Consider the following 20,300-nt stretch of genomic DNA (forward strand, 5'->3'; position numbering starts at 1 on the left):
TGTTCGGACCCAAGACTCTCCAGGGGGAGTTCCCATGGCAATCAACGACCGCGAGAAGGCCCTCGAGACCGCGCTCGCTCAAATCGAGCGGCAGTTCGGCAAGGGGTCCGTGATGCGCCTGGGCGATGACGCCCGAGCCCCCATCGAGGTGATCCCCACCGGGTCGATCTCCCTGGACGTGGCCCTCGGCATCGGCGGCCTGCCGCGCGGCAGGATCGTCGAGATCTACGGCCCGGAATCCTCCGGTAAGACGACGATCGCCCTGCACGCGGTGGCCAACGCCCAGCGCGCTGGCGGCATCGCCGCCTTCATCGACGCCGAGCACGCCCTCGACCCCGAATACGCCAAGAAGCTCGGCGTCGACACCGACGCGCTGCTGGTCTCCCAGCCCGACACGGGCGAGCAGGCGCTGGAGATCGCCGACATGCTGATCAGGTCCGGCGCCGTCGACATCATCGTCATCGACTCGGTGGCCGCCCTGGTGCCCAAGGCCGAGATCGAGGGCGAGATGGGCGACAGCCACGTCGGCCTCCAGGCCCGCCTGATGTCCCAGGCCCTGCGCAAGGTCGCCGGCGCCCTCAGCAGCACCGGCACCACCGCCATCTTCATCAACCAGCTCCGCGAGAAGATCGGCGTCATGTTCGGCTCGCCCGAGACCACGACGGGCGGCAAGGCGCTGAAGTTCTACGCCTCCGTCCGCATGGACATCCGCCGCATCGAGACCCTCAAGGACGGCACCGAGGCGGTCGGCAACCGCACCCGCGTCAAGGTCGTGAAGAACAAGATGGCGCCGCCCTTCCGCGTCGCCGACTTCGACATCCTCTACGGCGTCGGCATCTCCCGCGAGGGCGGCCTCATCGACATGGGCGTCGAGCACGGCTTCGTCCGCAAGTCCGGAGCCTGGTACACCTACGAGGGCGACCAGCTCGGCCAGGGCAAGGAGAACGCCCGCAACTTCCTGAAGAACCACCCCGACATGGCCAACGAGATCGAGAAGAAGATCAAGGACAAGCTCGGCGTCGGCCCCCGCCTCGACACCCCGGCGGAGCCCGCCCCCGCGGCCGCCGCCGCACCGGCTCCCACCGGCCGTGGCTCCAAGTCCACGCCGAAGCCCGGTGACGTCTGATCGGTCGCCGCATGAGTGACAAGGATCCGGACCAGGCGCCCCACTCTAGAGACTGGGGCGCCTGGCCCGACCTCCCCACCACCCCACCCCGCCGCCGCCGCAAACCCACCCGCCTCGCCCCGGGCGGCCTACCCCGCCCCACCGATGCCCAGGGCACTGACGGCCAGGGCGCCGGCGCTTCGGGCATCGGGGGTTCGGGCTTCGGGGGTTCGGGCTTCGGCGCCCGAGGTGCCGACGGTCAGGGTGCCGACGCTCGGGGTCCCGGCGGTCAGGGTCCCGACGCTCGGGGTGCCGGTGTCCCAGGGGCCGGTGCCTCAGGTGCCGATGCCTCCGCCCTGGATGCCCCGTCGTCGCGGGCCTCCGGGCGTGGCCGTTCTGGGCGTTCGACGACCTCGGGCCGTCGAGGTGGCCGACTTACGGGCCGTGGCCGTGGTGCCTCCGACGACCCGACCGGCACCCCCGGCCGCTCGTCGCGCGGTTCCCGCAACGGCGACGGTCCCTGGGCGGACCCCGCCCCCGCCAACAGCCGGTCATCAGACGGTGACCGCGACACCGGCTGGGCACCGGGTGGTAGCGGCGGCTGGTCGCGGGGTGACGATGACCGCGGTGGTGGCCGCCGACGGTTCGATGATGGGCGCGACGAGCGTGCCGGTGGCGGTTGGCCGTCGCCGGACGAGTGGCAGGAGCTGCGCCGCTCCCGATCGGCTGCCCCATCGTCCCCGGAACCGGATCCGGCCGCTCCTCAGTCGGAGGCGGCGGCGTTCCCCGGGACGGCCGGGACGGCGCACCCGTTCTTCGGGTCCGGCGATGCGGCGTCTGCGGGGGATCGTACGGAGCCTGCCCCCTGGGAAGCGCCCACGGCGTCGGTGTCCTTCACCGAGCCACCACAATTCGAGTTCGCCGACTCCAAGCCACTCGAATCCGACCCTGCCGGTTTCGAGCTCACCGGCTCCGGGCCCGCCGAGCTCACCGGCTCCGGGCCCGCCGAGCTCACCGGCTCCGGGCCCGCCGAGCCTGCCGGTTCTGAGCCCATCGGTCCCGAGCCTGTCGGTTCTGCGTCTGTGGCGCCCGACGCTAGGGGACTCGAGCCTGTCGGGTCCGACGCTACGAGGTTCGACCCTACGAGACCCGACCCTACGAGACCCGACCCTGCGGGGGCCGACGCTGCGGGCGAGCCCGTAGGGTCCGATTCTGCGGAACCTGACCTTGCGAGCCCCGACCTTGTGGGATCCGATTCCGTGGGACCCGAGCCTGTCGGATCCGACCGTGCGGGAACCGAGCCGGCCGGGGCTCAGCCTGGGGAAGTCGGGCCTGAGCCTGGGCTTTCGTTCACGTCCGACAGTTCGGAGCCGCCGCCCCCGTTCGTGCCCCGTGAGGCCGAGCCGGAGCCTCCGCCGGCTCCCAGTGCCTCCGACCCCAGTGCCTCCGACCCCAGTGCCTCCGACCCCAGTGCCTCCGACCCCAGTGCCTCCGACCCCAGTGCCTCCGACCCCAGTGCCTCCGAGCCCGCACCTCCGTTCGAGCGTGCGGACCCCGAGCCCTCGCCCCCCGTTGCCCAGAACCCCGGCGCGGGGTCCGGTGGGCGGGTAGAGGCGGCGTTCGGTGGGCTGTTTGAGGACGGAGGGTCGGACGAGGGCCGGTCCGAGGAGCCCGGGGAGTGGGGCTCCGGGAAGGGGCGCCGTTCGGGAGGAAAGGGTCGGTACGGGAAGGGGCGGCGCTCCGGGCGGGGTGCTGCAGGCGGCGGTGGGCGTGGGGCCGGGCGCGGTTGGTTGCCTGACGGCCCGGATCAGGACTCGCCGGCAGGTACGACCCCGCATGCCGATCCCGAGTCGGTGGCCCGGGCCATCTGCCTGCGGCTGCTCACGATGGCTCCCAAGACCCGTGCCCAGCTGGCCGAAGCCCTCCGCAAGCGGGACGTACCGGACGAGGCCGCCGAGACGGTGCTCGACCGGTTCTCCGAGCTGGGGCTCATCAACGACGAGGCGTTCGCCGAAGCGTGGGTGGATTCCCGGCACCACGGCCGGGGCCTGGCCAAGCGTGCCCTGGCCGCCGAGCTGCGCCATCGGGGCGTCGACTCCGAGACCGTCAACGAGGCCGTCGAGCGCCTGGACCCCGACCAGGAGCTGGAAACGGCCCGCCGCCTGGTGGAGCGCAAGCTCGCCAGTACGCGGTCCCTGGACCCCAAGGCCCGCACGCGCCGCCTGGCCGGCATGCTCGCCAGGAAGGGCTATCCGTCCGGCCTGGCGTTCCGCGTGGTCCGCGAGGCCCTCGAACAGGAGGGCATCGAGATGGAAGACGACTACCCGTAGGAGGTCACGCGGGTGGACGGCTGTAGGTATGGGCGGCTGGCTGCAGGGAGCTGCCCGTACGAATGGTGGCCCGTTCGAATGGCTGCCCGTATGGGCGGTGACCCCGTACGGGCGGTGACCCGGACAGACGGCGACCCGTGCGGGCGGTGATCCGGATGGGCGTGGCGTCGGGGCTCCGGGCGCGTCGGGCGCCAGAGAGCCGGCCGTGCGGGCGGTGCCGAATCGGGGGTCCACCAGCGGTAGGGAGGGCGGTGTGTCCCGAGGTGTTCACGCACGGCGGATGCGAGCGTAAGACACGCTTGATAACGCGTTTGCTTGCTCGTGACCTGTTCGACGCATAACCTCGACGGCAGTGAGGAGTTACTCCGCGCAGTGCGGATTGCCATACCGGTGAACGACGGACTTACGAGCTTGAGTGATCGAGGCAGGCGAGGTGCCGGCTGCGGGTGTCGGCGCCCGATGTGCCTTGGCTTGATATCGGTCCTGGTGACGACGCCGATCGGGCTTTCCGTGCCGCGCCCGTGACCCTCCTGGGCGAGGGCCGCGTTTGTGGGTGTTGACGACGCGAGGAGGGCGGGGCGCACATGGGGCCGCTGGTCGTGGTGCTGTCGGTGGCGGTCGTGGCGCTGACGTGCGGGATGATGAGCGCCCTCTACATCGTCGTACGCCGGACGTCCGGCGGTGCGCCCGCGAAGAAGAAGCTGACCCCGGAGCAGGAGCAGGCTGTCACGGACGAGCTGGAGCAGGCCCGCGAGGAGGCCGGCAAGATCCGTGACCGGGCCGAGGCCGACGCGGAGGAGATCCTGCGCAGGTCGGAGGCGGCGGCGGAGAGCGCCGCGCAGATGCGCCGCGAGGTGGAGCAGGAGAGCCAGGTCCTGAAGTCGGAGCTGAAGGAGCTGCGCGCCGATCTGGAGCGGCGGGAGAGCCGCCTGGGTGAGCGTGAGCAGCGGCTGGACGAGGAGGCCAGGCGGCAGGCGGAGCGTGACCGCAAGCTGGCCGAGACGGAGATCGAGCTGGCCGACCGGCGCGAGGAGCTGCTGCGGGTCGAGGAGGAGCGCCGGGTCATCCTGGAGCGGGTGGCGGGGCTCACGGCCGAGCAGGCGAAGGCCGAGCTGGTCAAGGAGATCGAGAACCAGGCCAAGCGTGAGGCCGCGCTGATCATCCGGGAGATCGAGGGTGAGGCCCGCAAGGAGGGCGAGAAGCGTGCCACGAAGATCGTGACGCTGGCGGTGCAGCGGGTGGCGGCGGAGCAGACGGCCGAGTCGGTGGTCAGCGTGCTGCATCTGCCGGGTGACGAGATGAAGGGCCGGATCATCGGCCGTGAGGGCCGCAACATCCGGGCGTTCGAGTCGACGACGGGCGTCAACCTGATCATCGATGACACGCCGGAGGCGGTGTTGTTGTCGTGTTTCGACCCGGTGCGCCGGGAGACGGCCCGGCTGACGCTGGAGAAGCTGGTGCTCGACGGCCGCATCCATCCGCAGCGGATCGAGGAGGCGCACGACCGCAGCCGGCAGGAGGTGCAGGACCTGTGTGCCCGCGCGGGCGAGGACGCGCTGGTCGAGCTGGGCATCACCGACATGCATCCGGAGCTGACGCTGCTGCTGGGCCAGCTCCGCTATCGCACCAGCTACGGGCAGAACGTGCTCAAGCATCTCATCGAGTCGGCGCACATCGCGGGCATCATGGCGGCCGAGCTGAAGATGGACCAGGCGCTGATGAAGCGCTGCGCCCTGCTGCACGACATCGGCAAGGCGCTCACGCACGAGGTCGAGGGCAGTCACGCGCTGATCGGCGCGGAGATCGCGCGGCGCTACGGTGAGCAGGAGGACGTGGTGCACGCCATCGAGGCGCACCACAACGAGGTCGAGGTGCGCACGGTCGAGGCGGTGCTGACGCAGGCGGCCGACGCGATCAGCGGCAGCCGTCCGGGCGCGCGGCGCGAGTCGCTGGAGGCGTACGTGAAGCGGCTGGAGCGGCTGGAGGAGATCGCGCAGTCGTACGAGGGCGTGGACAAGGTCTTCGCCATGCAGGCGGGGCGGGAGATCCGGGTGATGGTCAAGCCCGACGGGGTCGACGACATCCAGGCGCAGGTGATCGCCCGCGACGTGGCCAAGCAGGTGGAGGAGGAGCTCACCTATCCGGGGCAGATCCGGATCACGGTGGTGCGGGAGTCGCGGGCGACGGAGTTCGCGCGCTGATCAGGTGAACAGCTGCTGGTAGAAGGCCAGTTCGGCGGCCAGCGCTGCGGAGCGGGTCTCGGTGCGGCGGAAGCCGTGCGACTCGCCTTCGAAGGCGAGGTAGGTGCAGCGGACGCCGCGTTCGGACAGGGCGTCGGCGAAGGCGGACGACTGCTCGGGCGGCACGACGGGGTCGTCGAGCCCTTGCAGGAGCAGCATGGGGCAGGTCACGCCGTCGGCGAGGGCGAGCGGTTCGCGTTCGGCGTAGACGGCGGGGTCGGAGCCGACGAGCCATTCCACGTAGCGTGACTCGAAGTCGTGCGTGTGGGCGATCAGCGGGGCGAGCGCGCTGACCCCGAAGTAGGACACCCCGCCCGCGAACTCGCCGGACCGGCAGCAGGAGGCCATCACGGTCCAGCCGCCGGCGCTGGCGCCGCGCACCGCGATGCGGCCGGGCTGGGCGAGCCCTTCGGCGGCCAGCCAGCGGGCCGCCGCGACCGTGTCGTCCACGTCGACCAGCCCCCACTTGCCCTTCAGCCGCTCGCGGTAGGCCCGGCCGTAGCCGGTGGAGCCGCCGTAGTTGAGGTCGAGCACGCCGATGCCGCGCGAGGTGAAGTACGCCTTCTCCAGGTCGAGCGCGACCCCGGCGTGCGCGGTCGGCCCGCCGTGCACGAAAATTACGTACGGGGGCGGCTCCTGGAGGATCTCGACCGGGTTGGCGGGCTCGTACAGGAAGCCGTGCACGCCGCTGCCCGGCAGCTCGATCGGGCGCGGCGTGGGCAGGTAGGCGGGGTCGGGCAACCGCTCGACGTCGCGCCTGAGCGCCTCGGCCTCGCCGCTGCCGAGGTCGACGCGGACGACCGTGCGCGGCGTCGCGGACCCGTACGCGATCCCGGTGAGGGACGTGCCGTCGGTGCTCAGCGCGGGCGCCCAGCCGTCGAAGGGGAGCGGCAGGTCGGTGAGGACGCCGGTGCGCGGGTCGAGCACGCCGGCCCGCAGGTCGGCGCGGCCGTGCAGCACCGCGAGCCGGCCGTCGGCGAGGATCGTGTACGGGGCTCCGCCCAGGTTCCACAGGGGCCCGGTGAACTCCTCGTCGCGGGGGCAGAGCGGCCGGGGCGAAGGGTCGTCGAGGCCGGTCTCGTACAGGTTCCACCAGCCGGAGCGGTCGGAGATCAGGTAGAGGGTGTCGTCGTCGCGCCAGCTCGGGGCCAGCACGGACTCCGACGGGCCGCCCAGCAGGGTGCGGGTGTGGCCGTCGGGCAGCCGGGTGACGCGCAGCTCGGTGCCGTCCCACGGCATGCGGGGATGGTCCCAGCAGATGTAGGCGAGGTGGCGGCCGTCGGGGGACAGCGCGGGGTAGGCGTAGAAGTCGCTGCCGGTGACGTGCTCGCGCACCGGCCCGCCGGTCAGCGGGACGGACACGACGGCCCGGCTGACCTTGCCGTCGCGGTGGCGTTCGCGCACGCACCACACGTGGCCGTCGCGGACGAGCAGGTCGGCGTAGCGGTCGCCCTCGGGGGTGAGCGGGGTGCAGGCGCCGGTGTGGTCACGCAGGTAGAGGCGCTGGTCGGCCAGGTTGGCGAAGATCAGCTCACCGTCGGGCGTCACGGTGTAGGGGCGGCCGCCGTACTCGTGCACGCGGGTGCGGGCGCTCCACGGCGCGGGCAGCAGCTCACGGTGGCGGCCGTCGGCGGCGCGGTGCATGACCGTGGTGCGGCCGCCCTGCTCGGGCCGCTCCTCCGTCCACCACGTCTGCCCGTCGAGGGCGTACGGCCAGCCGGCACGAGCACCGGCACGGGCGACATCGGCGGTGGAGATGGGCGAGGGCCACGATGCGACGGGCATAACCGAATCTTGCCGGAAATCCGCGCCGCCCGTGGTCAAGGTCACGGTAATGGCCGGCCGGATCCGGGGCCGGCGCCGGGCGCGGGAACGCTCCATCGGCTGAATTACCGGCCATTACTATGCCCAGCAGAACAGGACAATATGATCTAGATCACATGGTTTTGATCTTGAGGGGGTAAAGCTGGAAATGTTTACTGATCTCACTTGCACAATTGAGCGCGGAAAGGAGTCAAATGCTCAGTAAAATGGGCAGCCTCGCCGATCGCCTTCTGGGTGCGATCGTCCCCCGGACCAGCGCGGCCGCCGCGGACGACGAATGCGTCGTCACCTGGGGATGCTACTACTGGCACAGCCAGCTCTGGTACGGCAAGAAGACGTGCTGCCCCGGCGGCACCGGCTCCATGAACTGCTACTTCGAGCGCCACTACGAATGCTGATCGCCTGATTCCTGGGGATTAACGGTTGGGCTTGGCCGCATTTCCGGTCAAGCCCGATCCTCGTATGAGAGAGAAAGAGTCAACAGTGGACGTCCTTTCTGCCGCGGTCATTGTCCTGGGAATTGTGTGCCTGCTCAATCTGCTCCTGACTTTCGGGGTGATCCGCCGGCTGCGCGAACACACCGAGGCGCTGGCGAAGCCGGCTCGCCCGGCCGTCTCCCGGCCCGGCCGGCCGGTGGGGGAGTTCAGCTCGGCCGGTCTGTCGGCGGCCTCGCTGGGTGAGCGGGCGCTGGTCGGCTTCTTCGCCGTCGGGTGCCGGCCGTGCGAGGAGAGCCTGCCGAAGTTCGCCGCCCTGGCGGCGGGCGCCCCGACGCCGGTGGTGGCGGTCGTGGCCACGATGGCCGAGCTGGAGGACAGCTCGGCGTACGTGTCGGCCCTGGAGTCCGTGGCCACCGTGGTGATCGAGCGGCCGGACGGCCCGATCGCCACGGCCTTCGGAGTGTCGGGCTTCCCGACGTTCGCCCTGGTGTCGCGAGGCGTGGTGGAGGCCGTGGGGTCCGATCCGGCCGCGGTCGCCGCGCTCGTATGAGCGTGCCGACGCGGGCGTCGCTGCCGCGGACGGCGGCGCTGGCGGCGACGATCGCCTGGCGGGCCGGCCGGTGGACGCTGACCGCGTACGCGCTGGTGACCGTCGTGCAGGCCTGCCTGCCGGTGACCACGGTGTGGCTGACGAAGCTGCTGTTCGACGCGCTCGGCGACCGGGCGGGAGCCGCCGCGCTGCTCTGGCCGGCCGCCGGGGTGGCCGCCGTGGGCGCGGGAGCGGCGGTGCTCGGCCAGGCCGCGCAGTTCCTCCGCTCGGAGATCGACCGCCTGAGCGGCCTGCGCGCCAAGGACGAGCTGTTCCGGGCGGTGGAGCGGTTCGCGGGGCTGGCCCGGTTCGAGGATCCGCAGTTCCTGGACCGGCTCAGGCTGGCCCAGCAGGCCGCGCGCTCGCCGGGATCGCTCGTCGACGGCGGCCTGGGCCTGGTGCGCAACGCCGTGACGGTGCTGGGGCTGCTCGGCTCCCTGTACGTGGTCAGCCCGTGGCTGGCGGTCGTGACGCTGGCCGCCGGGGTGCCGATGTTCCTGGCCGAGCTGGCCCTGTCGCGGCGGCGCGCCGGGATGCTGTGGGAGATCAGCCCGGCCGAGCGGCGCGAGTTCTTCTACGGCCGCCTGCTGGGGACCGTGGAGGCGGCCAAGGAGATCCGGCTCTTCGAGATCGGGTCGTTCCTGCGCGGGCGGATGCTGACCGAGCACCGCGCCTCGCTGGTCCGGCGCCGGGCCGTGGACCTGCGCGAGACGCGGGCGCAGGCCGCCTACGGGCTGCTCGGCGCCCTGGTCGCCGGGGGCGGGCTGGTGTGGGCCGCGCTCGCGGCGAGCCGGGGACAGCTCACCGTCGGCGACGTGTCGATGGTCATCGGCTCGGTGGCCGCCCTCCAGGCGGCGGTGACGTCGCTGGTCACCGGCCTCGGCCGGGGGCACCAGGAGCTTCTGGTGTTCGCGCACCTCTCGGCCGTGACGGAGCTCGGCCCCGACCTGCCCGAACCCGCCACCCCGCGCCCGCTGCCCGGACTGCGCGAAGGCATCGAGCTCAGGGACGTGTGGTTCCGCTACGCCGACGACCAGCCGTGGATCCTCCGGGGCGTGAGCCTGTTCATCCCGCACGGCGCGGCGGTGGCGCTCGTCGGCCTCAACGGCGCAGGCAAGAGCACGCTGGTGAAACTGCTGTGCCGCTTCTACGACCCCGGCCGGGGCGCCATCCTGTGGGACGGGACCGACCTGCGCGAGCTGTCCGTGACCGAGCTGCGCCGCCGCATCGGCGCGGTGTTCCAGGACTACATGCACTACGACCTGACCGCCGCCGAGAACATCGCGCTCGGCGACCTGGCGGCCCTCGGCGACCGGCCCCGTCTGGAGCACGCGGCCCGGCGGGCCGGCATCCACGACAAGCTCGCCACGCTGCCGCACGGCTACGACACCCTGCTGTCGCGGATGTTCGCCAGCGAGGCCGACAAGGACGACGCGGCCACCGGCGTGGTGCTCTCGGGCGGCCAGTGGCAACGCCTGGCGCTGGCCAGGGCGTTCCTGCGCGACCGGCGTGACCTGATGATCCTGGACGAGCCGAGCTCCGGCCTGGACGCCGAGGCCGAGCACGAGATCCACGCCCAGATCCGGCGGCAGCGCGAGGGGAGGACCAGCCTGCTCATCTCCCACCGGCTCGGCGCCGTACGGGACGCCGACCTGATCGTCACCCTGGAAGGCGGGAAGATCGTGGAACAGGGCCGCCACGACGAGCTGATCGAGCGTGACGGCGCCTACGCGCGCCTGTTCAGGCTGCAGGCCACGGGATACCAGCCGACATGAGCTGGTGGCTGATCGCCCTGGGGGCGCCGGCGGCCGTCGCCCTGTGGCTGCGGCGCACGTACGTCGTGGTCACCGTGTGGGGGGAGAGCATGGCGCCGACGCTGCTGCCCCGCGAGCGGGTGCTGGTGCGCAGGACCCGGCTCGGCCGCGTCCGCCGGGGCGACATCGTCGTCCTGAACCCCGGCGGTGAGGACCCCGACGCCGTACGCCGATCGGCGCTGAACCGGCCGTGGATCATCAAGCGGGTGCTGGCCGCGCCGGGCGACGCGCTGCCCAAGGACGTGCTGCCGAGCCTGGCCGGCGTCCCCGAGGAGAGCGTGCCGCCGGGCAAGCTGGTGGTGATCGGCGACAACCCGCCGCGCAGCAGCGACTCCAGGACGCGCGGCTACTTCCCGGGCGAGAGCCTGCTGGGCGTGATGGTCAGGAAGCTGAACGGCGGCGGGGCCCCGGGACGTGCCCCGGGACCCCGTCCGCGCGGCTAGTCCGTGCTGTCGAGCCCGCCGCCGGAGCGCAGGCCGACGGCCTCGGCCCCGGGAGGCGCGACCGGCGCGGCCGACGTCTTGCGGCTGCGCCGGCTGCGGCGCTCCAGCCAGGTGGCCAGATAGCTGAGCAGCAGGTTGAGCCCGACGTAGATGACGCCGATGACGATCGCCGCCGGGATCAGCGAGCCGAAGAACACGGCAGGCAGGATCTTGAAGCCGGTGTTGAGCAGGTCGACATAGGCGATGATGTAGCCGAGCGCGGTGTCCTTGAGCAGCACCACGAGCTGGCTCACGATCGCCGGCATCATCGCCGTGACCGCCTGCGGCAGCAGCACCAGCCGCATCACCTGGTTCTTGCGCATGCCGACCGCGTAGGCGGCCTCCGACTGGCCCCTGGGCACCGCCTGCACGCCCGCCCGGACGACCTCGGCCAGCACCGACCCGTTGTAGAGGGTCAGGCCGAGCACCACCGCGATGAAGGCGTAGTCGCCGGAGCCGAACATCGTCGGCGCCAGGTAGAAGATGAAGAAGATCAGCAGCAGCAGCGGGATGGCCCGGAAGACCTCCACCACCGTGGCCGCCGGGACCCGGATCCACCGGTGGTCGGAGAGCCTGGCCAGGCCGAAGACGGCGCCGAACGCGAGCGCGAGCACCGCGGCCAGCGCTGCCGCACGGAGCGTGCCGATCAGACCCGGGATGATGTAGTAGCGCCAGGTGTCGGCCTGGAGGAACGGCTCCCAGATCTTCCCTTCCCACTGGCCCTTGGCGTCGAAGCCGCTGTAGACCCAGTAGAGGAGCGCCGCCACCGCCACGACGCTGACCACCGTGAGCAGGTGGTTGCGGATCCTGCCGCGCGGGCCGGGGGTGTCGAAGAGGACCGAGGTGCTCATCGGGCCACCGCCAGACGTCGGGCCAGCCAGCCGGTGAAGAAGCCGATCGGCATCGTCAGGGCCATGAAGGCGAGGATGATTCCGATGAAGATCGGGATCGACGCGCCGGTGTCGTCGAAGACGATCTTCATGACGGCGGCGGCGTCGGCGAGGTAACCGCCGGCCGTCGCGACCGTGGTGTTCTTGATCATGGCGATCATGACGCTGCCGAGCGGCGCGATGACCGCGCGGAACGCCTGCGGAAGAATGATCATGCGCAGCGACTGCGAGAACGTCAGCCCGATCGCCCGCGCCGCCTCCGCCTGGCCGAGCGCCACCGTGTTGATGCCGGAACGCAGAGCCTCGCACACGAACGCCGCGGTGTAGGCCGACAGGCCCATGGCGACGATCCAGAACGAGTTGGTCCTCGGCACCTGTGAGAAGACGAGACCGAGCTGGTCGCTCAGACCCAGCGCGGAGAACGCCAGCACCAGCGTCAGCGGCGTGTTACGCACCACATTGACGTAAAAGGTGCCCACGACTCGGAGTACGGGAGTAGGCGAAACCCGCATCGCCACGAGGATCGTGCCCAGGATCAGGGAGACGACCGCGCCCACGGCCGAGAGCTTGACGTTCTCCCAGAAACCCAAGGCGAGCTCGGGTGCGTACTTGATTAGGTCGTCCATCGTGCTCCACCACATAGGAGGGCGGCGGCCGGGAGACCGGCCGCCGCCTCAGAGAGGATCAGCTGCAACCCTCGGCGGGCGGGGCTTCCGTCGAGACCTTCAGGCCCTCGATGCCCCCGAACCACTTCTCCAGGAGCTGCTTCATCGTCCCCTTCTGCCAGAGCGACTGGACCGCCTTGTTGACGGCCTCACACGTCTTGGTGTCGCCCTTCTTCAGGCCGATGCCGTACTTCTCGTCGGTGAAGCCCTGGCCCAGCACCTTGAAGTTGCCGCCGGCCTGCTTGGCGAAGCCCGCCAGGATCAGGTCGTCGGTCGTTACCGCGTCAAGGTTGTTGCCGCCCAGCTTCTGGATGCACTCGGAGTAGCTGGCCGCGTCGACCGTCGTGGCGTCGAGGTCGAGCTCGCCGTCCGGCGGCGGGTCGGTGATCCGCTTGTAGGAGTTGGAGCCGGCGGCCTTGCAGATCTTCTTGCCGACCAGGTCCTGCGGGGTGTTGATGGAGGTGTCGTCCTTGCGGACCATCACGTCCTGGTGGGCGATCACGTACGGGCCGCCGAACGTCACCTTGGACTTGCGCGACTCGGTGATGGAGTAGGTGGCGAAGATGATGTCGACAGTGCCGTTGGCCAGGAAGGGCTCCCGGTTGTCGGACTTCGACTCCTTCCATTCGATCGCCACGTCCTTGCCGCCGTTCATCTCCTTCAGGACGGCCTTGGCGACGTCGACGTCGAAGCCCTCGGGCTCGGCGCCCTTCTTCAGGCCCAAGCTCGGCTGGTCCCACTTGGTGCCGACCACCACGGTGCCGCCGTCGGCGACCTTGTCGGCCACGGACGCATAAGTCTCGCCACCGCCGCAGGCGGCCAGCCCCGCGGCCATCGCCGCAAAGGACAGCACCGCTCCCATTCGACGCATGTGCATGTGTACCTGCCTCTTGCTCGTCAGTGCGTAAGGATCTTCGAAAGGAAGTCGCGCGCCCGATCCGTCTGCGCGTTGGTGAAGAACTCGTCCGGGGTGTTCTCCTCGACGATCTGGCCGTCGGCCATGAACACCACCCGGTTGGCCGCCCGCCGGGCGAACCCCATCTCGTGCGTGACGACCATCATGGTCATCCCGTCGCGGGCCAGCCCGATCATGACGTCGAGCACCTCCTGCACCATCTCCGGGTCCAGTGCCGAGGTGGGCTCGTCGAACAGGATCATCTTCGGATCCATCGCCAGGGCCCTGGCGATCGCCACACGCTGCTGCTGGCCGCCGGACAGCTGCGCCGGGTACTTGTCGGCCTGCGCCGCGATCCCGACACGCTCCAGCAGTTCCATCGCCCGCTTGTCCGCGGCGTCCTTCGCCTGGCCGCGCACCTTGACGGGGCCCAGGGTGACGTTCTCGCGGATGGTCTTGTGAGCGAACAGGTTGAACGACTGGAACACCATGCCGACTTCGGACCGCAACCGCGCCAGTGACTTGCCCTCTGCCGGCAACACCTGGCCGTCGAAGACGATCCTCCCGCCGTCGATGGTCTCCAGCCGGTTGATCGTCCGGCACAACGTGGACTTACCACCGCCGGAAGGACCGATGACGACCAGAACCTCGCCACGAGAGACGGTCAAGTTGATGTCCTTCAGGACGTGCAGCGCCCCGAAGTGCTTGTTGACGTTCTCCATCTGCACCAGTGGAGTGACGTCCCCGTTCTCCGTCATGGAGTCAAACGGTAGAGGCACGAAGGGCGCTGGTCACTAACCGGCCGGTACCGATCCGGTCACATCGTGCCGTCAAGCTGGACTTTTAGCTCCGGAGGGCTGTCGCGATCCGCGCAACGACTACCCTTGAACATGCGATGACTGTGACCCAGGAGAGCGCCCGCACCTATCAAGTGCGCACATACGGGTGCCAGATGAACGTGCACGACTCCGAGAGGCTGTCCGGCCTGCTGGAAGACGCCGGTTACGTGCCCGCGGCCGACGGCGAGACCGCCGACGTGGTCGTCTTCAACACGTGCGCCGTGCGCGAGAACGCCGACAACCGCCTCTACGGCAACCTCGGCCACCTGCGGCCCGCCAAGGTGTCCAACCCGCGCATGCAGATCGCCGTCGGCGGCTGCCTCGCGCAGAAGGACCAGGGCGAGATCGTCCGCAAGGCGCCGTGGGTCGACGTGGTCTTCGGCACCCACAACATCGGCTCGCTGCCCGTGCTGCTGGAGCGCGCCCGCATCGAGGGCGAGGCGCAGGTCGAGCTCAAGGAATCGCTGGAGGTCTTCCCCTCCACGCTCCCCACCAGGCGCGAGTCCGCCTACGCCGCCTGGGTGGCCATCTCCGTCGGCTGCAACAACACGTGCACGTTCTGCATCGTGCCGTCGCTGCGCGGCAAGGAGAAGGACCGCCGCCCCGGCGACGTGCTCGCCGAGGTCCGCACGCTCGTCGAGCAGGGCGTCCTCGAGGTCACGCTGCTCGGCCAGAACGTCAACACCTACGGCGTCGAGTTCGGCGACCGGCTCGCCTTCGGCAAGCTGCTGCGCGCCTGCGGCGACGTCGAGGGCCTGGAGCGGGTCCGCTTCACCTCGCCCCACCCGGCCGCCTTCACCGACGACGTCATCGCCGCCATGGCCGAGACGCCCAACGTGATGCACCAGCTCCACATGCCGCTCCAGTCGGGCTCCTCGCGCCTGCTCAAGGCGATGCGCCGCTCCTACCGCGCCGAGCGCTACCTCGGCATCATCGAGCGGGTGCGCGCCGCCATGCCCGACGCCGCGATCTCCACCGACATCATCGTCGGCTTCCCCGGCGAGACCGAGGACGACTTCCAGCAGACCCTCGACGTCGTACGGCAGAGCCGCTTCGCCAACGCCTTCACCTTCCAGTACTCCATCCGGCCCGGCACCCCGGCCGCGACCATGGACGACCAGATCCCCAAGGAGGTCGTCCAGGAGCGCTACGAGCGGCTGGTCGCCCTCCAGGAGGAGATCTCCTGGGAGGAGAACAAGAAGCAGGTCGGCCGCACCCTGGAAGTGCTCGTCGCCGAGGGCGAGGGCCGCAAGGACGACGCCACCCGCCGCCTGTCCGGGCGCGCCCCCGACAACCGGCTCGTCCACTTCGCCGTCGGCGACCGGACGCCCCGGCCCGGCGACATGGTGACCGTCGAGGTCACCTACGCCGCCCCGCACCACCTCGTCGCCGACGGCGCCCCCAAGGCCGTGCGCCGCACCCGCGCGGGCGACGCCTGGGAGTCCCGCCAGGCCGGCCCGCCGCAGGGGCCCGGCGTCCTGCTCGGCATGCCCGCCGTCGGCCGCCCCGCCCCTCTCCCGCCGCCGGTCAACGGCTGCTCCGCCCACTGAGCCGTACGCGACGCCCCCGCACCGAAGCCAGGCGCGGGGGCGTCGGCATGCGTGCCGGGGGTGGTCAGCCCACTGGCCCAGGTCCGGCGTGCGTGCCGGGGGGTGGTCAGCCCACTGGCCCAGGTCCGGCGTGCGTGCTGGTGTGGCCAGGCCACCGACGTCGGTCCGGCGTGCGTGCCGGGGTCAGCGGGTGAGCTGGTCCAGGAAGCGGTAGCAGGGGTCGCGGCGGAAGTCGTGGAAGGTCGCGCACGGGTCGGGGCCCAGGCGCGCCGTGGACGCCGGGGTCGGCACAGGCGGCGGCGGGGTGGTCGCCGGGGCCGGGAGCGTGCCGGTGTCCTTGGGCGCCGGAGGGCGGGTGGACGAGGGGGCCCGGGTTCTGGCGGGGGGCGGGACGGCGTGCGCCCATCCGGTCGTGGCGGCCGGCGAGGGCGCTCCGGACGAGGGCACGCCTGCTTCCGGGACCCCCGCTTTCGGGACCCCTGCCGTAGGCGCGGTCCCGGACGGAACGCCCGGTGACGGCACCCACGTGAGCCCCCCTGAAGGCGCCCCCGACGGCTCCCCGGACGGCCCTCCGGAAGGCGTCCCCGAGGGGGCCGGGCGGACGGGGGATGACCAGGGAGTTCGTACAGATCCGCTTGATCCATGGAAAAGCGGCTTTTCCTGATCATATTCCGGCGCGCTATTCCGGCCTTGATTCCCCGGGGCGGTGAACGCCAGCAGAATGCCGAGACCGGCGACGGCCAGGACCGCGATCACGCCGGCGGCGGGTGCGAGCCGCCCCCGGCTACCTGGGCGAATGGATCTAAGGGGGGACAAGTCGTGATTCCTTTGTGATTGTTGCGCGAGCATTCAGCTGTTGCGGCTAGTGTGGTCCATCGCCCGCGGAAGCCGGAGTGCTTTCCCGATACGACCGCAGGGAGCTGTAAAACCATGCAAGATCCGACCGAGCCGGATCGCCAGGAGATCCTCGACGGGCCGGGTGACCGCCGTCGCAGGCCAGGCAGGAACAACAAGAAGACCGCGATCATCGCCGCCTCCGTCGTCGCCCTCGCGCTGGCGGCCGGGGGAGCGGGCTACCTGCTGACCGGTGGCCCGTCAGGCACGACCCCCGCCTCGACCCAGCAGCAGCAACAGGCCGAGCCCGCCCCCGACCCCGCGGAGCAGGAGCTGCTCGGCGAGGAGGAGGCCGAGATGGGCGACGCCAAGACCGACGCCCCGGCCGAGGACGCCCCCGCCGAGGACGGCGGAGTCGGCGACGTTGCCGACCCGGCCCCCAACACCGGCGACACGGGCAACACCGATGCCGGCGACTTTGGCAACACGGCCACGACCGGCAACACGGGGAACTCCTCCGACAAGGGCTCCGCCGGCAAGAAGGACGACAACACGGGCAAGAAGCCCACGACCGCCCCCAAGCCCTCGGAGGACGCCGGCAGCAGCCCGGCGGACGGTCCGGCGGGCAGCGTGACCGGTCAGTGCGCCAAGGACGGCTGCTGACCAGGGTTCTCCTTCGCGGGCTGTGAAGGCAGCGCGGGGCCGCGCGTCCGTCCACCCTCCGGACCGCGCCCCGCGCTTCCCTTTCCGGCCGCCCCAGGAGCCCGGCCAAGTGCGGTCCCAGGAGCCCGCCCAAGGGGCCCGGCCGAGTGCCGCCCAAGGGGCCCGGCCGAGTGCCGCCCAGGGCCCGGCCAAGTGGTCCGGCGGTAACCGCCGCGACTGGACCTACAGGCGCGCCCGGCCGCTTCGTAGGGTTCCGGCATGACGACTGACAGAGCAGCCGAGCTGCGGGCCCTGCACGTGCCCGGCAAGCCGCTGATCCTGCCCAACGCCTGGGACGCCGCGTCGGCGCGGGCCGTCCGGGAGGCGGGTTTCCCGGCCGTCGCGACCGGGAGCGCGGCGGTGGCGCGGGTGCTGGGCTACGACGACGGCGAGCGCACGCCGGTCGAGGAGATGCTGGCCGCGGTGGCGCGGATCACGCGGGTGGTGGACGTGCCGGTGACCGCCGACCTGGAGCGCGGGTTCGGGCTGGAGCCCGCCGAGCTGGCCGCCCGGCTGGTCGCCACGGGCGCGGCCGGGTGCAACCTGGAGGACTCCGACCCTCGTACGGGCGAGCTCGTGGACGTGGAGACGCAGGCGCGGTTCCTGGCGGAGGTGCGCGCGGCGGCGGGGCCCGGGCTGGTGCTGAACGCCCGGATCGACACCTACATCGCGGGCGGCTCCAGCCGCGCGGCGGCGGTGGTGCGGGCACGCGCCTACCTGGACGCGGGCGCCGACTGCGTCTACCCGATCGGGCTGGCCGACGAGCGGGAGATCGACGCGCTGGTGTCGGAGGTCCCGGGGCCGGTGAACATCCTGTTCAGGCCGGGGGTGCCCGGCCTGGCGAGGCTGGCCGAGCTGGGCGTGGCCCGGGTGAGCTACGGCCACGGCCTGCACCAGGCCGCGCACGCGTACGCGGTGGGCCTGATCGAGGCGGTCGCGCAGGGCCGCGACCCCTACCAGCGGGGGGAGTGACCGGGTCCCACTACGCTGACGCCTGTGCTTGTCGCCGCGGCCGTCTGCCCGCACACCCCGCTGCTCGTCCCCGCCCTGGCCGGCGCCGGCCAGGGCGAGCTGGCCGGTCTCCGGTCCGCCTGTCATGAGGCCGTCGCCGCCCTGCTCGCCGCCGGGCCCGACCGGGTCGTGGTCGTGGGCGGGGCCGATCACGACAGGGCGTTCGACGGGTGGGCGGCGGGCTCGCTGCGCTCCTACGGCGTGGACGTGACGACCGGGGCGGGCGAGCCGGTGCTGCCGCTGTCGCTGACCGTCGGCCGCTGGCTGCTGGAGCGGGCCGCGTACGACTTCGGCGCGGTCGCGCTGCGGGCCGTGGCGGCGGACGCGCCGGCGGACGCCTGCCTGAAGCTCGGCGCGGAGCTGGCGGGGGAGGGCCGGGTGGCGCTGCTCGTCGCGGCCGACGGGTCGGCCTGCCTGACCGCGAACTCCCCTGGCCACCTCGACCCGGCGGCGGCCCCGTACGACGACCTGGTCGCCGGCGCGCTCGCCAAGGGCGACCACGAGACGCTGGCCGCGCTCGACCCCGGCACGGCCGACCGGCTCTGGGCGAGCGGCCGGGCCGCGCTCCAGGTGCTGGCCGGGGCGGCGGCGGGCGGCGCGTTCGACGGCAGCCTGCTCGCGCGGGCCGCCCCCTACGGCGTCGGCTACTTCACGGCCGTGTGGCGACGGCGCGGCGCGGCACCGGGATCTTCATGAGGTCCCTGGCCAGGATCACCTCGCCGTCGTAGGAGCGCCGCACCTCCTCCAGGAACGCCGCCTCCTGGGTGATGCCGTAGCGCTCGGAGAAGTGCGTCAGCACCAGCCGCCGCACGCCCGCGTCGGCCGCCACCACGCCCGCCTCGTACGCCGTCAGGTGCCCGTACTCCTTGGCCAGCACGCCCTCGGACGACAGGAACGTGGCCTCGATCACCAGCAGGTCCACCCCGTTGGCGAGCTCGAAGACCGTGTCGCACAGCCGCGTGTCCATGACGAACGCGGCGCTCTGCCCCGGCCGGGGCTCGCTGCACTCGGCGAGCGTCACGCCGCGCACCGACCCGGTGCGCTGCAGCTCGCTGACCTCCGGGCCGCGGATGCCGTGCGCGGCGAGCCGGTCGGGCAGCATGCGGACGCCCGGCGGCTCCTGGACGCGGTAGCCGTAGGACTCGACCGGATGCGACAGGCGGCGCGCGGTGAGCGGTCCGACGGCGGCGCGCGAGCCGGAGACGGGGTGCTCCTCGATGACCTGCGTGTCGGCGAAGGCGGCGGCGTGCCGCAGCCGCCGCCAGTAGGACGTGCCGGACGCGGGGAAGACCGCGCGGACCGGATGCCGGACCCGGTCGCGGGCGATGCGCTGCACGACCCCGGGCACGCCCAGGCAGTGGTCGCCGTGGAAGTGCGTCAGGCAGATCCAGTGCACGTCGTGCGCGCTCACCCCGGCGTGCAGCATCTGCCGCTGTGTGCCCTCCCCGGGGTCGAAAAGGTAGCCTTGGCCGTCCCAGCGCAGAAGGTAACCGTTGTGGTTGCGGTGCCGGGTCGGCACCGCGCTGGAGGTGCCGAGGACCACGAGCTCACGTGAGGACATGATGGCCGCATCTGCCGTTACGGTCGCGTTCGCCGAGGTGCCGACGCCGGTCGGCGCGTTCGTGCTGGCCGTCACCGAGGACGGGCTGGCCGCGTCGGGCTGGGGCGCCCGCGAGCGGCTGGGCGAACTTCTCGGCCTGCCTGAAGTTCATGACCCGGATCGTACGGGTTTCGTGGTGGAGGAGTTGCATGCTTATTTCGGCGGCGGGTTGCGGCGCTTCGAGACGCCGATCGACTGGCGGCTGACGTCCGGCTCGCGCCGCCGCGTGCTCCAGGCCCTGTTCGAGGTCCCGTACGGCACCGCCGTCACCTACGGCGAGCTGGCCGAGCGCAGCGGCTCGAACGTGCCCGCGCGCGGCATCGGCTCCATCATGGGCTCCAACCCGCTGCCGATCGTGGTGCCCTGCCACCGGGTGGTCGCGGGCAACGGGCTGGGCGGGTTCAGCGGCGGCGTGGGCGTGGAGACCAAGCGCTGGCTGCTCACCCACGAGGGCTACCTGCAGCCGACGCTGCTCGATCTGTGAAAGTGGCGA

19 protein-coding genes are annotated in these 20,300 nt (G+C 71.7%); 12 read left to right on the plus strand and 7 right to left on the minus strand.

All coding sequences use genetic code 11. The annotated features are described in order from the left end of the window. Nucleotides 1–34: 34 nt before the first annotated feature. From recA to rny, 3 genes are all read left to right on the plus strand, one after another. On the plus strand, nt 35–1,126 hold the full coding sequence (gene recA / locus ACWDXC_RS16075) for a recombinase RecA (protein WP_364175399.1): 1,092 nt from the start codon (nt 35–37) through the stop codon (nt 1,124–1,126). Nucleotides 1,127–1,137: 11 nt separating this feature from the next. Then, nucleotides 1,138–3,435 carry a recombination regulator RecX gene (gene recX, locus ACWDXC_RS16080; protein WP_449982165.1) on the plus strand — a complete coding sequence of 766 codons (2,298 nt, stop codon included), beginning with the start codon at nt 1,138–1,140 and terminating at the stop codon, nt 3,433–3,435. A 584-nt stretch (nt 3,436–4,019) separates the two neighbouring features. Next, nucleotides 4,020–5,636, plus strand: a complete 1,617-nt coding sequence (gene rny / locus ACWDXC_RS16085; protein ID WP_219513480.1) for a ribonuclease Y — start codon at nt 4,020–4,022, stop codon at nt 5,634–5,636. Here the strand turns inward: rny and ACWDXC_RS16090 are convergent, their stop codons facing one another. After that, entirely contained in the window at nt 5,637–7,460 is a 1,824-nt protein-coding gene (locus tag ACWDXC_RS16090; RefSeq protein ID WP_449982167.1) for a S9 family peptidase, read from the minus strand. 233 nt (nt 7,461–7,693) lie between these two features. Here ACWDXC_RS16090 and ACWDXC_RS16095 point away from each other — a divergent pair, with 233 nt between their 5' ends. From ACWDXC_RS16095 to ACWDXC_RS16110, 4 genes are all read left to right on the plus strand, one after another. Further along, a complete protein-coding gene (locus tag ACWDXC_RS16095) occupies nt 7,694–7,897 on the plus strand; it encodes a hypothetical protein (RefSeq protein ID WP_364175390.1) in 204 nt (67 codons plus the stop codon). Nucleotides 7,898–8,021: 124 nt separating this feature from the next. Continuing rightward, entirely contained in the window at nt 8,022–8,486 is a 465-nt protein-coding gene (locus tag ACWDXC_RS16100) for a TlpA family protein disulfide reductase (RefSeq protein WP_449982170.1), read from the plus strand. Continuing rightward, complete coding sequence (locus tag ACWDXC_RS16105) at nt 8,483–10,300, plus strand: ABC transporter ATP-binding protein (RefSeq protein WP_449982173.1); 1,818 nt, start codon at nt 8,483–8,485, stop codon at nt 10,298–10,300. The genes ACWDXC_RS16100 and ACWDXC_RS16105 overlap by 4 nt, the downstream gene beginning before the upstream one ends. Then, nucleotides 10,297–10,782 (plus strand): S26 family signal peptidase, encoded by a 486-nt coding sequence (locus ACWDXC_RS16110; protein WP_449982176.1) that lies wholly within the window; start codon nt 10,297–10,299, stop codon nt 10,780–10,782. The genes ACWDXC_RS16105 and ACWDXC_RS16110 overlap by 4 nt, the downstream gene beginning before the upstream one ends. Here ACWDXC_RS16110 and ACWDXC_RS16115 read toward each other — a convergent pair. The 4 genes from ACWDXC_RS16115 to ACWDXC_RS16130 are packed head-to-tail and all read right to left on the minus strand — an operon-like array spanning nt 10,779 to nt 13,993. After that, a complete protein-coding gene (locus ACWDXC_RS16115) occupies nt 10,779–11,672 on the minus strand; it encodes an amino acid ABC transporter permease (protein WP_449982179.1) in 894 nt (297 codons plus the stop codon). The genes ACWDXC_RS16110 and ACWDXC_RS16115 overlap by 4 nt on opposite strands. Then, a complete protein-coding gene (locus ACWDXC_RS16120) occupies nt 11,669–12,337 on the minus strand; it encodes an amino acid ABC transporter permease (RefSeq protein ID WP_449982182.1) in 669 nt (222 codons plus the stop codon). The genes ACWDXC_RS16115 and ACWDXC_RS16120 overlap by 4 nt, the downstream gene beginning before the upstream one ends. Nucleotides 12,338–12,395: 58 nt before the next feature. Next, nucleotides 12,396–13,253 carry a glutamate ABC transporter substrate-binding protein gene (locus tag ACWDXC_RS16125; protein WP_449982185.1) on the minus strand — a complete coding sequence of 286 codons (858 nt, stop codon included), beginning with the start codon at nt 13,251–13,253 and terminating at the stop codon, nt 12,396–12,398. 20 nt (nt 13,254–13,273) lie between these two features. Next, a complete protein-coding gene (locus tag ACWDXC_RS16130) occupies nt 13,274–13,993 on the minus strand; it encodes an amino acid ABC transporter ATP-binding protein (protein WP_364175373.1) in 720 nt (239 codons plus the stop codon). Between the two features lie 173 nt (nt 13,994–14,166). Here ACWDXC_RS16130 and miaB point away from each other — a divergent pair, with 173 nt between their 5' ends. Further along, the gene (gene miaB, locus ACWDXC_RS16135) at nt 14,167–15,660 is read left to right on the plus strand and encodes a tRNA (N6-isopentenyl adenosine(37)-C2)-methylthiotransferase MiaB (RefSeq protein ID WP_449982188.1); all 1,494 of its coding nucleotides are present in this window, start codon (nt 14,167–14,169) and stop codon (nt 15,658–15,660) included. Nucleotides 15,661–15,843: 183 nt separating this feature from the next. Here miaB and ACWDXC_RS16140 read toward each other — a convergent pair whose 3' ends face one another. Beyond that, the gene (locus tag ACWDXC_RS16140) at nt 15,844–16,107 is read right to left on the minus strand and encodes a hypothetical protein (RefSeq protein WP_449982191.1); all 264 of its coding nucleotides are present in this window, start codon (nt 16,105–16,107) and stop codon (nt 15,844–15,846) included. A gap of 483 nt (nt 16,108–16,590) precedes the next feature. On the opposite strand from ACWDXC_RS16140, the gene ACWDXC_RS16145 reads away from it, so the two are divergent. The 3 genes from ACWDXC_RS16145 (at nt 16,591) to ACWDXC_RS16155 (ending at nt 18,903) form a co-directional block, all read left to right on the plus strand. Then, entirely contained in the window at nt 16,591–17,157 is a 567-nt protein-coding gene (locus ACWDXC_RS16145; RefSeq protein ID WP_449982193.1) for a hypothetical protein, read from the plus strand. Nucleotides 17,158–17,415: 258 nt separating this feature from the next. Beyond that, on the plus strand, nt 17,416–18,168 hold the full coding sequence (locus ACWDXC_RS16150; protein WP_449982196.1) for an isocitrate lyase/PEP mutase family protein: 753 nt from the start codon (nt 17,416–17,418) through the stop codon (nt 18,166–18,168). A 24-nt stretch (nt 18,169–18,192) separates the two neighbouring features. Then, on the plus strand, nt 18,193–18,903 hold the full coding sequence (locus tag ACWDXC_RS16155; protein ID WP_449982198.1) for a hypothetical protein: 711 nt from the start codon (nt 18,193–18,195) through the stop codon (nt 18,901–18,903). Here the strand turns inward: ACWDXC_RS16155 and ACWDXC_RS16160 are convergent. Further along, nucleotides 18,857–19,768, minus strand: coding sequence for a ribonuclease Z (locus ACWDXC_RS16160; protein WP_219513516.1), 912 nt, complete (start codon nt 19,766–19,768; stop codon nt 18,857–18,859). The two genes, ACWDXC_RS16155 and ACWDXC_RS16160, sit on opposite strands and share 47 nt — an antisense overlap. On the opposite strand from ACWDXC_RS16160, the gene ACWDXC_RS16165 reads away from it, so the two are divergent. Next, on the plus strand, nt 19,767–20,291 hold the full coding sequence (locus tag ACWDXC_RS16165) for a methylated-DNA--[protein]-cysteine S-methyltransferase (RefSeq protein WP_219513518.1): 525 nt from the start codon (nt 19,767–19,769) through the stop codon (nt 20,289–20,291). The genes ACWDXC_RS16160 and ACWDXC_RS16165 overlap by 2 nt on opposite strands. The last annotated feature ends 9 nt before the right edge of the window (nt 20,292–20,300 follow it).

Source organism: Nonomuraea sp. NPDC003214, from assembly GCF_053590035.1.

Bases quoted from the DNA above. Each gene is read 5' to 3' on its own strand.
- ACWDXC_RS16125 (WP_449982185.1), bottom strand. From the start codon at position 13,253: ATGCACATGCGTCGAATGGGAGCGGTGCTGTCCTTTGCGGCGATGGCC.
- recX (WP_449982165.1), top strand. From the start codon at position 1,138: ATGAGTGACAAGGATCCGGACCAGGCGCCCCACTCTAGAGACTGGGGC.
- ACWDXC_RS16130 (WP_364175373.1), bottom strand. From the start codon at position 13,993: ATGGAGAACGTCAACAAGCACTTCGGGGCGCTGCACGTCCTGAAGGAC.
- ACWDXC_RS16145 (WP_449982193.1), top strand. From the start codon at position 16,591: ATGCAAGATCCGACCGAGCCGGATCGCCAGGAGATCCTCGACGGGCCG.
- ACWDXC_RS16165 (WP_219513518.1), top strand. From the start codon at position 19,767: ATGATGGCCGCATCTGCCGTTACGGTCGCGTTCGCCGAGGTGCCGACG.
- recA (WP_364175399.1), top strand. From the start codon at position 35: ATGGCAATCAACGACCGCGAGAAGGCCCTCGAGACCGCGCTCGCTCAA.
- ACWDXC_RS16090 (WP_449982167.1), bottom strand. From the start codon at position 7,460: ATGCCCGTCGCATCGTGGCCCTCGCCCATCTCCACCGCCGATGTCGCC.
- ACWDXC_RS16115 (WP_449982179.1), bottom strand. From the start codon at position 11,672: ATGAGCACCTCGGTCCTCTTCGACACCCCCGGCCCGCGCGGCAGGATC.
- ACWDXC_RS16150 (WP_449982196.1), top strand. From the start codon at position 17,416: ATGACGACTGACAGAGCAGCCGAGCTGCGGGCCCTGCACGTGCCCGGC.
- ACWDXC_RS16105 (WP_449982173.1), top strand. From the start codon at position 8,483: ATGAGCGTGCCGACGCGGGCGTCGCTGCCGCGGACGGCGGCGCTGGCG.
- rny (WP_219513480.1), top strand. From the start codon at position 4,020: ATGGGGCCGCTGGTCGTGGTGCTGTCGGTGGCGGTCGTGGCGCTGACG.
- ACWDXC_RS16095 (WP_364175390.1), top strand. From the start codon at position 7,694: ATGCTCAGTAAAATGGGCAGCCTCGCCGATCGCCTTCTGGGTGCGATC.
- miaB (WP_449982188.1), top strand. From the start codon at position 14,167: ATGACTGTGACCCAGGAGAGCGCCCGCACCTATCAAGTGCGCACATAC.
- ACWDXC_RS16160 (WP_219513516.1), bottom strand. From the start codon at position 19,768: ATGTCCTCACGTGAGCTCGTGGTCCTCGGCACCTCCAGCGCGGTGCCG.
- ACWDXC_RS16120 (WP_449982182.1), bottom strand. From the start codon at position 12,337: ATGGACGACCTAATCAAGTACGCACCCGAGCTCGCCTTGGGTTTCTGG.
- ACWDXC_RS16110 (WP_449982176.1), top strand. From the start codon at position 10,297: ATGAGCTGGTGGCTGATCGCCCTGGGGGCGCCGGCGGCCGTCGCCCTG.